Source organism: Rhodococcus sp. NPDC057014 (assembly GCF_042673295.1).
Classification (GTDB): Bacteria; Actinomycetota; Actinomycetes; order Mycobacteriales; family Mycobacteriaceae; genus Rhodococcus_F.
This window is the reverse complement of sequence record NZ_JBHUSF010000018.1, coordinates 46400-58471: the sequence shown is the minus strand read 5'-3', so window position 1 is coordinate 58471 and position 12072 is coordinate 46400. Positions and strand designations below refer to the sequence as shown.

Annotated in this window: 12 protein-coding genes; 4 read left to right on the top strand and 8 right to left on the bottom strand. The window is 68.6% G+C overall.

Annotation, left to right across the window (positions count from 1 at the left end; genetic code table 11):
• Positions 1–235: 235 nt before the first annotated feature.
• Genes ACFTZB_RS06390 through ACFTZB_RS06380 form a run of 3 tightly spaced genes read right to left on the bottom strand, consistent with a single transcriptional unit; the run spans position 236 to position 4334 of the window.
• Positions 236–2128 carry a galactan 5-O-arabinofuranosyltransferase gene (locus ACFTZB_RS06390; protein WP_378430618.1) on the bottom strand — a complete coding sequence of 631 codons (1893 nt, stop codon included), beginning with the start codon at positions 2126–2128 and terminating at the stop codon, positions 236–238.
• 11 nt (positions 2129–2139) lie between these two features.
• Positions 2140–2901, bottom strand: a complete 762-nt coding sequence (locus tag ACFTZB_RS06385) for a decaprenylphospho-beta-D-erythro-pentofuranosid-2-ulose 2-reductase (RefSeq protein ID WP_206007561.1) — start codon at positions 2899–2901, stop codon at positions 2140–2142.
• Positions 2901–4334: an FAD-binding oxidoreductase gene (locus tag ACFTZB_RS06380; RefSeq protein ID WP_087561249.1), complete on the bottom strand. Its 1434-nt coding sequence runs from the start codon at positions 4332–4334 to the stop codon at positions 2901–2903. Before ACFTZB_RS06380 ends, ACFTZB_RS06385 begins: the two co-directional genes overlap by 1 nt.
• An 80-nt stretch (positions 4335–4414) precedes the next feature.
• Between ACFTZB_RS06380 and ACFTZB_RS06375 the strand changes: the two genes are divergently transcribed.
• The 3 genes from ACFTZB_RS06375 (at position 4415) to ACFTZB_RS06365 (ending at position 7140) form a co-directional block, all read left to right on the top strand.
• Complete coding sequence (locus ACFTZB_RS06375; RefSeq protein WP_072938553.1) at positions 4415–4891, top strand: GtrA family protein; 477 nt, start codon at positions 4415–4417, stop codon at positions 4889–4891.
• A 125-nt stretch (positions 4892–5016) separates the two neighbouring features.
• Positions 5017–5955: a PIN domain-containing protein gene (locus ACFTZB_RS06370; protein ID WP_378430617.1), complete on the top strand. Its 939-nt coding sequence runs from the start codon at positions 5017–5019 to the stop codon at positions 5953–5955.
• Between the two features lie 147 nt (positions 5956–6102).
• Positions 6103–7140 (top strand): alpha/beta hydrolase, encoded by a 1038-nt coding sequence (locus ACFTZB_RS06365; protein ID WP_378430616.1) that lies wholly within the window; start codon positions 6103–6105, stop codon positions 7138–7140.
• Here the strand turns inward: ACFTZB_RS06365 and ACFTZB_RS06360 are convergent, their stop codons facing one another.
• From ACFTZB_RS06360 to rfbA, 4 genes are all read right to left on the bottom strand, one after another.
• Positions 7141–8217, bottom strand: coding sequence for a S1C family serine protease (locus tag ACFTZB_RS06360; protein WP_378430615.1), 1077 nt, complete (start codon positions 8215–8217; stop codon positions 7141–7143).
• Between the two features lie 27 nt (positions 8218–8244).
• Positions 8245–8652: a TIGR03618 family F420-dependent PPOX class oxidoreductase gene (locus tag ACFTZB_RS06355; protein ID WP_378430614.1), complete on the bottom strand. Its 408-nt coding sequence runs from the start codon at positions 8650–8652 to the stop codon at positions 8245–8247.
• A 103-nt stretch (positions 8653–8755) separates the two neighbouring features.
• Positions 8756–9337, bottom strand: coding sequence for a dTDP-4-dehydrorhamnose 3,5-epimerase family protein (locus ACFTZB_RS06350; RefSeq protein ID WP_378430613.1), 582 nt, complete (start codon positions 9335–9337; stop codon positions 8756–8758).
• A 1-nt stretch (position 9338) separates the two neighbouring features.
• Positions 9339–10214: a glucose-1-phosphate thymidylyltransferase RfbA gene (gene rfbA / locus ACFTZB_RS06345; protein ID WP_378430612.1), complete on the bottom strand. Its 876-nt coding sequence runs from the start codon at positions 10212–10214 to the stop codon at positions 9339–9341.
• A gap of 63 nt (positions 10215–10277) precedes the next feature.
• Here rfbA and rfbB point away from each other — a divergent pair, with 63 nt between their 5' ends.
• A complete protein-coding gene (gene rfbB, locus ACFTZB_RS06340; protein WP_378430611.1) occupies positions 10278–11282 on the top strand; it encodes a dTDP-glucose 4,6-dehydratase in 1005 nt (334 codons plus the stop codon).
• Here the strand turns inward: rfbB and ACFTZB_RS06335 are convergent.
• Entirely contained in the window at positions 11272–12063 is a 792-nt protein-coding gene (locus tag ACFTZB_RS06335) for a class I SAM-dependent methyltransferase (protein WP_378430610.1), read from the bottom strand. The genes rfbB and ACFTZB_RS06335 overlap by 11 nt on opposite strands.
• Positions 12064–12072: the final 9 nt, after the last annotated feature.

Below are 12072 nucleotides of genomic sequence, written 5' to 3'. Positions count from 1 at the left end.
CACCGATGATCGCTCCGATCGTCGCGGCTAGTCCGGCATGCACGATCACCTCACCGGGAGCGGTGCCGAGAAGATAGTCTTCGGCACCGCTCCCGGCGCGTCGAGGCTCCACTGCATCCGGCATGACCGCTCCTCGCGAAGACCCGACATTTCCCCTCGGGTCGCGGAAAATACCCGCTTCCCTGATTGGCTGCGGTGTTCCCGCGGCGCGGCGAAATAAACGCGAACAGACCGATCAGTTTCTTGTGACGACGACGAACGGCCCGGTCTCCGACACGGTGAAGCGCGCGTCGTCGAACAGTTCCTTCGGGAACGTGACGGTGTAGCGGCGCACGTTGGGGTCGTTGGGATACACGTCCTCGGCGAGCCGCAGCGTGTACCCGTCGGGGCCCTGCCGGAACACGAACGCGTCGGGCGCCCGCCACGGCGCCGCGGCGAGTGCGGCCACCAGTTGGTCGGGCGTCTCGAGCTCGCTCCACTCCGCGATGGTCCGCGCGCGTCCGGCGAAGTCCGCCAAAGGATTCGAGTAATGCGACGTCAGCGCCTGGAACCCGAGGTAGGGGTAGAAGCTGAGGAAGCTGGTGTCGGCGGTGAGGACCACCGTGTCGTCGCGGTCGCGGGGAACCTGCGCCCGGATCAGTTCGTCGACTGCTCCGTAGTGGGCGGCCGCACCGGGTGGACGCTGGTCGGCGCGTTCGCCGTTGCCGTCGGTGTCGGTGTAGGCGACGGCGATGTCGGAGTCGAGGAACTTCGGGATGTTCTGGACGAACGACAGCGCACCCAGCACGCCGATCACCAGGACCGCCCCCTTGACCCGCGGGTTCTCGCTGGTTGCGAGCACGAGCCACCCGGCGAATTCGACGAATCCGAAGACGCCTGCCGCGCCGAGCAGGACGATGAGCACGGGCTCGAGCCGGAACGAGAGGAGGGTGCTGCCGAGCACTGTGAACGCCATCGACAGCAGCGACCACAGGTAGATGGCCACCACGCCGACGCCGAGTGCCTGCGCGCGCCGCGACGTCGACGCGCGGGCGACGAGCCAGATGGTGCCGAGCAGGCACAGCGCCCCGGTGAGGGAGAAGTGGATCATCGGCAGCGGCAGTTGTGCGCCTGCCTCGGGCAGGTAGTGCATCGCGGTTCCCGACGCGGCGGGCGAACCGCTCACGACCTCCAGTAGATACGGCAGCCACACGGTCAGGGCGAGGAGCCCGGACACGGCGGCGATCACGATCAGCCGGACCAGCGGGTCGATCGCCGCCCGCCAGGACTTCCGGTCGCGCACCCGCAGCGCCGCGGCCAACAGTGCCAGCAGGGTGATCGCGAAGGCGGCGAGTCCGAGATACAGCGTGTAAAACGTGGCGGCGAGACCGAGAAACAGGCCGGTGCCGATCACGGCACCCCAGCCGCCACGGCCGTCGACGCGATTCAGGCCGCCCCAGGCGAGGACGAGCGCGGGACCGATCAGCAGCGTGATGACGGCGCCGTACGGCTCGGGCGAACCGTAGGCCAGGACGAGGGCCGTCGTCGCGAGGGACACGACGATGGCGAGGTCGTGGCGGATCAGGTTGCTCCACAACACCAGTGCCACGACGGCGGCGACGGCGAGGGACCCGATGGCGTACGGCTTGAACGCCTCCCAGCCGTCCATGCCGAGGAGGTTGGCGACGCGTCCACCGGCCCAGAACCAGCCGGCCGGGTAGTACGGCGGCAGGTCCGCGTACGTCATGTCGCGCAGCGCGGCCGAGTCGGTCAGCCGCGTGAGGTATTCGGTGCGGAACTCCTGGTCGACGGAAACGCCGTGCAGGTACAGCTTGGTCGCGGCGAGCGGCAGACCGAGCGTGACGGTGACGAACCCGGACAGGCTCGCCCACGACAGCAGCCGGGCGAACCGCGTGGCCCGGTGCAGCCGGACCAGCAGCACCGACACCGCGATCCCCGCGATGGCCACGACCTGGCCGACCGTCGTGACGGCCTGGGTCACGTTGGACGAGTTGAACGCCGGCCACTGCACCCGCCCGAACGCGAACAGTCCGACCGCCGCCACCACCGCGGCCACGACGGCCCCCAGCAGCATTTCGACAGCTGTCGACAGGGACCGTCGGGCCGGTGCTACGTCTGCTTCCGTCACGAGGGCGAAGCTTAGATGGGCAGCTTCTTGAAGATCGGTCGCGGGATGTGCCGCAGGATCATCATCACGTACCGGAACGCGCCGGGCGCCCAGACGAGATCCTTGCCCTTCTCCGCCGACGTGACGGCGAGCTTGGCCACGTCTTCCTTGTTCACGGTCAGCGGGGCTTCCTTCACGTCCGCGGACATGCGGGTGCGGACCTGGCCGGGGCGGATGACGAGGACGCGCGGACCGAACTCGCGCAGGGCCTCACCGAGTCCGAGGTAGAAGCCGTCGAGTCCGGCCTTGGTGGAGCCGTAGACGAAGTTGGAGCGGCGCACGCGCTCGCCGGCGGCGGACGACATGGCGATGATCTGGCCGAAGCCCTGTGCCTTCATCTTCTCGCCGACGAGGACGCCGACGGACACGGCCGCGGTGTAGTTGACCTCGGCGATCTGGACGGCCTTGCGCTGGTTCTGCCACAGTTCCTCGGCGTCGCCGAGCAGGCCGAACGCGACGATGGCGACGTCGACGTCGCCCTTCGCCCAGGCGTCGTCGACGACTTTCGGGTGGCTCTCGGTGTCGACGGCGTCGAAGTCGATGACGTCGACGGCGTTGGCGCCTGCCGCCTTCAGCTGGGCCACCGCGCCGTCGCGCCCGGGGTCGCCCGGCAGTGCGGCGAGGATCACCCGCATCGGCGCCTTCTTCAGGTACTCCTCGCAGATCGCGAGACCGATCTCGGAGGTGCCACCGAGCAGCAGCAGGGTCTGGGGGTTCCCGACAGCGTTGATCACTACAGTTCCAACCTTCTGGACATATCGGAGGCGAAGACATTGGTGGGGTCGTACTTGCGGCGGGTGGCGATCCACTCGTCGATCCGCGGGTACATGGCGTGGAACGTCTCGGCGGTGGTCCGCGAGTCCTTGGCCGTGTAGAGACGGCCGCCGAACTTCAGGACCCGCTTGTCGAGTTCGGTGACGAACTCGTTCAGGCCGGGCTTGATGCGGAAGTCGACGCAGATGTTCCAGCCCGGGATCGGGAAGCTCAGCGGCGCCTGGTTGCCCTCGCCGAACAGCTTGAACACGTTGAGGAACGAGTAGTGCCCCGACGTCTGGATGTCGCGGATGATGGCCTTGAACTCCTCGACCGCGGTGGTCGGCACCACGAACTGGTACTGCAGGAATCCGTTCGACCCGTAGGCGCGGTTCCACTCACCGAACATGTCGAGCGGGTGGTAGAACTGCGTCAAGTTCTGAACCTTGTCGCGGTAAGTGCCGGACTTCCGGAACCACAGCTCGCCGATCATCGAGAAATTGAACTTGTTGGCGAGGCCGTTCGGGAACACGTCCGGGAACGTCAGCAACTGCGGCGCGTCGAACGCCAACGGGTTCTTCTGCAGCTTCGCCGGCAACTGGTCGAGTTTCGCCAGCGAGCCCCGGGAGATCGCGGCCCGGCCCAGCTTCGGCGGCGCGGCGATGGCGTCGAACCACGCGCTCGAGTACTCGTAGTTGGCCTCGCTGCCGTCGCTGTGCAGCGCGATCGTCTCGTCGAGCGTCTGGGTGACGTCGCCGTCGGCGATGAAATACGCCGTTTCGGTCGGCGTCATCTTGATGGTCGCCTTGAGGATGATGCCCGTCAATCCCATGCCGCCGATCGTCGCCCAGAACAGCGCGCCCTTGGGGTCGTTGCGGCCGCCCTTCGGCGTCAGCGTCCGCACCTTGCCGTCGGCGGTGAGCAGGTCCAGCGACACCACATGGTTGCCGAAGCTGCCGGCGCTGTGATGGTTCTTGCCGTGGATGTCGGAGCCGATGGCCCCGCCGACGGTGACCTGGCGGGTGCCCGGCAGCACCGGAACCCACAGGCCGAACGGCAGCGCCGCCTTCATCAGCTGATCCAGGTTCACACCGGCGTCGACCTCCACCAGGTGGGTGTCGCGGTCGATGCGATGGATCCGGTTCAGCGCATTCATGTCGATGACCAGGCCACCGGCGTTCTGCGCCGGGTCGCCGTACGAGCGGCCGAGGCCACGGGCGATCACCCCACGCTGCAGGTGAGCCGGCTTCGACTCGTTCTGCTCCGCGACCTGGGCGACCGCTTGCGCGATCACCTCCACGTCGGGAGTGGACAGCACCTGCGCGGTGGTGGGCGCGGTGCGTCCCCAGCCGGTGAGGGTGCGGGTCTGTGTGGGGAGCGCCTGGGTGGGCGTCTCTTCTGCTGTCGTGGACATCGGCATAGAGGCTACCGCCTGTGAGTACTTCTTAACCGCGGGCGGTTAAGAAGTACTCACGGGGCGCTAGCCTCGTCGTCGTGTCAGAAACCCAGCCGAGTCACGAGCACGAACCTCATGTTCCGCTCCCCGTCGAGATCCCCGTCACCGAGAACATCGCCGACGACGCACTGGACCTGAAGACGCAGATCGTCCGTTTCGTCCTGACCGGTGGACTGTCGGCGGTCGTCGACTTCGGCCTGTACTTCCTGCTGTTCGAGGTGGTCGGGCTGCCCGTCAACGTGGCGAAGTCGATCAGCTTCATCGCGGGCACCACCACCGCGTACCTGATCAACCGCCGATGGACGTTCAAGGCCGAACCGAGCCGCGCCCGCTTCGTCGCCGTCGTGATCCTGTACGCCGTCACGTTCGCGGTGCAGGTGGGCCTCAACTGGGTGATGTACCACGCATTCCCCGACGAATGGTGGCGTCTGCCGCTCGCGTTCGTCATCGCGCAGGGCACGGCGACGGTCATCAACTTCGTCGTGCAGCGCGCGGTGATCTTCAAGATCCACTGAGACGGCCCGCCCGGCAACCGGGCGGCAACGCCCCGGCGGGTGCTGCGATACCGACTGGTCGGGTGTTTCGGTAACGACTCAGCAACTTCCCTGGCGCTGACGACGCGTTCGGTGAGAATCGATCAATGCTGATTGTTCTCGACACTTCGGCCGTCACGCGAGACGCGCGCTTCGAGACGTTCGTCCGCGACGCCCTCGACCGGGGCGGCCGAGTGCTCGTCCCCCGCCTCGTCCTCGTCGAGGTCGCCCACCGGTACCAGCGGGAGTCGGTCGCGATGATCGAGGCCCTCACCGTCCAGGCGCGGATGTACGACCGGCTCGGGCTCCGCGACGACCTGTCGGTGTTCGTGGACGCGGCGCGGGCCAAGGCCGACGGCTACGTCGACTCGCTGGCCCGGCAACTGGAGGCGATGGGCTGCGACGTGATCGAACCCGCATACACCTCGCACCTCGAGATCGCCGCCCGTGAACTGCAGCGTCGCCGCCCGTACGTGGACCGGAAGCGGCGCGGCTACACGGCCACCGTGAACTGGCTGACGGTCCTGGACATCGCGGACCGCCGGCCGTCCGAGGACGTGGTGTGGGTCAGCGCGAACTCCCGGGGGTTCGGAAGCGGCGAGCCCGGGGTGTGGCACGACGAGATCCGGGCCGAGCTGCAGGACCGCGGTCTCGACCACCGGCTGTGGTGGGTGACCGGGCTCGACGACGTGGACCTGCGGGACACCGGCCTGCCCCGCCGCGACCGAGCCTCCGTGCCGATCGCCCCGCCTGCCGCCGTCCCCGCACCGCCTGTCGTGGCCGCGGCACCGCACACTGTGGCCGCGGCACCACGGCCCGTGGTCGCGGCCCCGCCGCCCCGGGCGCCCCTCGTCGTGTCCGACCCCGTGGAACCGCGGGTGGCGCCGCCGCCCGCACAGGCGGCCCGCCCCCGGGTGGCGCCGCAGCGGATCCTGCCCTCCGGCAACGCGGACACCGGCGGACGTCGTGGCCTCGGCCGGATGCGGGGTGGCCGCAAACGCAAGGTCACCGTGGTGGAGGAGCTGGACGACCTCGATTTCGGCTGATCCGACCCGCCGGTAACGATTCGGGCACCGGGCATAACGACTTGGGGCCGAAGCCGCCATCAGCGACACACGAGCGTGGCGGGTACTCCAAGGTTGAACTTACGTATCCGTCAACGGCGACGGGTATCGGCGACCAGGGGAGCAGGCATGAAATCTGTGCCGAACGACCGCCAGCCGTCTGCGCAGCAGCGGAATGGGACACCGACCGTCCAATACCGTTCGGGGGCGAGGCTGGCGGGGCCGAGTATCGAATCCCAGGTTCTCTACCAGGCATGCAGATGGTTCCTCCGGCCCGTGGTGCGGATGGCGCCTATCAACGAGTCGGCGATCCGCAGGGCCGCGCTGCTGGACCTCGCGGCGGGGATCCGTCCCGCTTCCGGTATCCGCCGGCAGAAGGTGCGGCTGCCCGGGTTCGACGCGGAGATCGTGCGCGCCCCGGGAGTCTCACCGGAGCTGAGCGACGGTGTCGTCCTCTATCTCCACGGCGGCGGGTTCCTGTGCTGCGGGCTGAACACGCACCGTCCGGTGGTCGCGACGATCGCGAAGCTGACCGGACTGCCGGTGATGCATGTCGGCTACCGGCAACTGCCCGACACGAACATCAGCGGTTCCGTCGACGACTGTCTGACGGCGTACAAGTGGTTGCTCGAGAACGGAGCCCGCGCGGGCGGGACGGTGTTCGCCGGTGATTCGGCGGGTGGGTTCCTCGTGTTCGCGACGGCGTTGAAGGCCCGCGAGGAGGGCGTCGATCTCCCCGCCGGACTGGTCGGGCTGTCGCCGCTGCTGGACCTGGACTGCGCCGACAAACTGTTGCACGCCAACGCCGCCCGCGACGTGTTCGCCCCCGTCGAGGCGCTCGTCACCATCGGCAAACTGGGCGGCGAGGTGGACGGTGTACTCGACCCCGCGCTGTCGCCCGTGAACGGCGCGCTCGAGGGTCTGCCGCCGTCGTTGCTGTTCGCCGCGGAAGGTGAGGTGCTGCGGTCGGATTCGGAGCTGATGGCGCATCGGCTGAGCGTTGCGGGTGTGCCGACGACGCTGCAGATCTGGGACGGTCAGGTGCATGCGTTTCCGGCGTTGTGGCCCGGTCTGCCGGAAAGCCGTGTGGTGCTTCGGCGTATCGCGCGGTTCGTCGCGACGCGGGTGCGGCCGGACGACGGTGTCGCCCGGGACAAGACCGCCTGACTACCGCGGCGGGCCCTTCTCCAGCACGATCGTCGTCGACCGCGCACGCCCGGCCTCGTCGAGCCAGCGCACCTCGACCGCGTCGCCGGGGTGCCGCGCGATCATGAGTCCGCTGAGGTCGTCCGAGGAGCGGATGGGAATTCCGTCGAATTCGGTGACGACATCCCCGATCTCGATGCCCGCGTCGTCGGCGGGGGTGCCGATGCTGACCCAGAGGACCTCGGCGCCGCGGGCGTTGTCGGTGACGCTGATCCCGAGGAGGGGAGTGTCGCCGATGTGCACGGTGGCGGACGCCGTCCCGGCTCGTACCTGATCGACGATCGTCATCGCGGTGTCGATCGGCACCGCATACGACCTCGGCTGGGCCGGAGCGGGTTTGGTGGGATCGGAGTCGGCGTTGCCCGCGGTGTTCACGCCGATGACGGCGGCGGTGGCGTCGACGAGCGGACCGCCGGAGTCGCCGGGCCGCACCGCCGCGTCGATCTGGATCAACCCGTTCAGCCGGTTCCGGGAACCGTCGGTGGAACTGCGGGCGGTGATCGCCTGCCCGAGGTCGGTCACGAAACCCCGTGCCGCCACCGGGACTCCGCCCCCTTCGGCGTTGCCGACCGCGGTCACCGGGTCACCGATGCCGACGGCGGTGTTCTTCGCGAGGGTCGCGGCGGGCAGGTCGCCCGCACCCTGGAGCCGGAGGACCGCGATGTCACGCGAACTGTCGTAACCGAGCACGTCCGCGACGTACGCCGCACCGTTACCGAGGCTCACCGCGCTGATGTCGAGTGCACCGTCGATCACGTGATGATTGGTGAGCACGATGCCGTCGGGCGTGAGCACGATCCCCGTACCCGCGGTTTCGACGAGCCCCGAATCGGCGACGAGGGTGACGATCGCCGGGATCACCCTGGCCTCGACCTCCTCCGGGGTCAGGACGACGGGCGGTGGCGGCGCAGGCGGCGCGGGCTGGGCGATCGTCGCCGCAGGCAGCCCGGATTCGCGGACCGTCGGTGCGCTCAGCAGCAGGCTGCCGATCACCGCCGTGGCCACGGCGAGGACCGTTGCGGCGCGGGGCGTCGTCATGCCCGGGTGTCGTCGGCGCGGATTCCGTCAGGACTGTTTCAGCGACCCCCAGCCGTGCCAGGTGTCGATCTCGATCCAGGCGCTGACCCGTTTCCGGTCGCGGACGGGGTACGGGTTGCCGCTGTAATGCGTCGCGAGGCGGTCGATGTCGGCGAGGTCTTCGTCGTCGACGAACTCCGTCACCCGGCCCTGGACGCTGACATGGGTGATCCAGTCGCCGGGATCCATCGCGGTGAGGCTGACCCGGGGATCGCTGCGCAGGTAGTCGAGGCGCTTGCGCTCGGCGTCCATGTTGACCAGCACCCGGCCGCCCTCGTACAGATACCAGGTGGCCACGGACACGGGCTGCCCGTCGGGTCGGACGCAGGCGATGGTGGCGTAATTCGGCCGGGCGAACATCTCGGCGGCCTTCGCTGTCAGAGGTGGCTTCGACATGTCCGAAAGATACTCCCTGGCGTCGGTCCCGGAACTGCGGTTCGCGCTTGTCCTAGTCACCGCCCATGTGAGTGTTTTCGTGTACCCGGGCACACGAAAACACTCACATGGGGGGAAGAAGCCCGGCGTCCAGCGCCTGCTGCAGCGACGGCGCCGCCGAATCCTTCTCGGACAGCTGGAACGTCAGCGGGCTGCCGTCCCGTCCCACCGTGGGCCAGTCGACGCCCAGGTCGGGGTCGAGCGGGTGCAGGTCGTGGTCGAGGGCCGGGGTGTACTCGATCGAGCACAGGTACATCACGGTCGACGCGTCCTCGAGGGACAGGATCGCGTGGCCGACACCGGCCGGAAGGTAGACGGCGCGGCGGTCGACGTCGTCGATGAGCACCGAATCCCACTGCCCGAACATCGGCGACCCCACCCGGAGGTCGACGATGACGTCGAGGAACGCGCCCGTGACGCAGGTGACGTATTTGGCCTGCCCGGGCGGATTGTCGGTGTAGTGGATGCCGCGCAGGACACCGGCGGCGGACACCGAGCAGTTCGCCTGAGCGAGTTCGAGAGGATGCCCGACGGCGGCCTCGAACTCCGAGCCCTTGAACCATTCGAGGAACACGCCGCGGTCGTCGCCGAACTGCCGTGGGGTGATCTCCCAGGCGCCGGGGACCTTCAGTTCCCGATACTCCACGTCACCAGTCCTTGCCGCGTTCGAGAAGTTCGAGGAGGTAGTCGCCGTACCCCGATTTGCCGAGAGCCTCCGCACGCGAACACAGTTCGGCGTCGGTGATGAACCCGCGGCGCCACGCGACCTCTTCCGGGACGCCGATCTTCAGCCCCTGCCGGTGTTCGAGCGTGCGCACGAAGTTCGCCGCCTCGAGCAGCGAGTCGACGGTGCCGGTGTCGAGCCACGCGGTTCCGCGGGGCAGCACCTCGACCTGCAGCCGTCCGGCCTGCAGGTAGGCCTGGTTGACGTCGGTGATCTCGTATTCGCCGCGATCCGACGGCTTCAGATTGCGCGCGATGGAGACGACGTCGTTGTCGTAGAAATACAGCCCGGGGATCGAGAAGTTCGACTTCGGGGTGGCGGGCTTCTCCTCGATCGACATGGCCCGGCCGGTGTCGTCGAATTCGACCACACCGTACGCGCTGGGATCGGACACCCAGTAGGCGAACACGGCGCCGCCGTCGATGTTCTCGAAGCGGTTCAGCCGGGAACCGAGGCCGGGGCCGTAGAAGATGTTGTCACCGAGCACGAGGGACACGGACTCGTTGCCGACGTGGTCGGCGCCCAGGACGAACGCCTGGGCCAGGCCGTTCGGCTCCTCCTGCACCTTGTACGTGAGGTTCACCCCGAACTGGGAGCCGTCGCCGAGGAGCCGGCGGAACTGCTCGGCGTCGTGCGGGGTGGTGATGACGAGGATGTCGCGGATGTTCGCCAGCATCAGGGTGGAGAGCGGGTAGTAGATCATCGGCTTGTCGTAGACCGGGACCAGTTGCTTGCTCACTCCGAGAGTGATCGGGTGCAACCGGGACCCGGTGCCGCCTGCCAGGATGATTCCGCGCATGTGCGCAGTGTTCCAGTGTTCGCGCCGGATAGAAACTCGGGCTCGCCACTAGGGTGGGTGCACATGAGGCTTCTCGTGACAGGCGGCGCCGGGTTCATCGGTGCGAATTTCGTGCACCAGACGGTCGCGGAGCGGCCGGACGTGCAGGTGACGGTGCTCGACGCTTTGACGTACGCCGGCAACCGGCGCTCGCTCGACGCGGTGGCCGACCGCATCGAGTTCGTGCACGGCGATGTGGCGGATTTCGCGCTGGTGGATCGCCTGGTCGCGGAGTCGGACGCGGTGGTCCACTTCGCCGCGGAATCGCACAACGACAATTCGCTGGCCGATCCGACGCCGTTCGTGCAGACGAACGTGATCGGCACGTTCTCGCTGTTGCAGGCCGTCCGCGCCCACGACGTCCGGTATCACCACATCTCCACCGACGAGGTGTACGGCGACCTCGAGCTGGACGACCCCGAGCGCTTCACGGAGTCGACGCCGTACAACCCGTCGAGCCCGTATTCGGCCACCAAGGCGTCGAGTGACCTGCTGGTGCGGGCGTGGGCGCGGTCGTTCGGGGTGCGGGCCACCCTGTCGAATTGTTCCAACAACTACGGCCCGTTCCAGCACGTCGAGAAGTTCATTCCGCGCCAGATCACCAACCTGATCGACGGGGTGCGCCCCCGTTTGTACGGCAGCGGGAAGAACGTGCGCGACTGGATCCACGTCGACGACCACAACGCGGCCGTCTGGACCATCCTGGAGAAGGGCAGTCTCGGCCAGACGTACCTGATCGGCGCGGACGGCGAGGTCGACAACCGGACCGTCGTCGGGACGCTGCTCGAGCTGTTCGGCCGCGACACGAACGACCTCGACTTCGTCACCGACCGCCCGGGCCACGACCTGCGTTACGCGATCGACTCGACGCGCTTGCGCACCGAACTGGGCTGGACGCCGCAGTACGAGGATTTCCGCAGCGGGCTGGAGGCCACCGTGCGGTGGTACCGCGACAACGAGTCGTGGTGGCGGGCGCAGAAGGAATCCGCGGAGAAGGCGTACGCGGCTACGGAATCCGTCATCGGCTGACGGTTCCGCGGAACGCCCACACCCGCGCCGTCAGTGCGATGCGCCCGGCGTCGTCGCGCGGCAGGCGGGCGTCGAGCAGGTCGCGCAGCGCGGTTCGACGCCCGGCGGGCAGCGAGATGCAGTATCCGGGCGCGGGGCCCTGACCGCCCAGGAACGGCCGCCAGAAATCGTCGAAGCCGGCGAACACGGTGGGAACGTCGAGCGGGTGCACGGCCACCTCCGTGAACCCGGCGGCGGACAGCGCGTCGTGGAGCGGCTGCGGCCGGCAGAGAGGGAAGCGGACCCCCTCGTCGAGGGTCGCGGCCGCGGCGTCGAGTTCGCGCGCGGCATCCCAGAAGACGCGAATCATCTGCATGCCCTCGGCGTAGTCCCACACGTACCCGGCGACCGTCCCACCGGCCCGGGTGACGCGGCGCATCTCGGCGAGCCCCTCGACCGGCTGGGGAACGAAGTTGAGGACCAGCCCGGACACCACGCGGTCGAACTCGCCGTCCGCGGCGGGAATCGCTTCGGCGGTGCCCGGCCGCACCTCGAAGCGGGGATCGTCCGCGCCGGCCCGGGCCGCCGCCGCGAACGGCGCCGAAGGCTCGACCCCGACCACCCGGGCCGGATCGGCCGTGCGGAGAACCGTGTGGGAGAGGGCGCCGGTCCCGCACCCCACGTCGCACCAGACGCCGCCCGGGTCCGCGGCCAGCCACTGCAGGAACTGAGGCGCGACCAGCCTGCTCCAGCGGCCGATGTAGTTCTCGTACGCGGGATCGACCTCCCAGGCGTCCGTCATCGCGGTCTC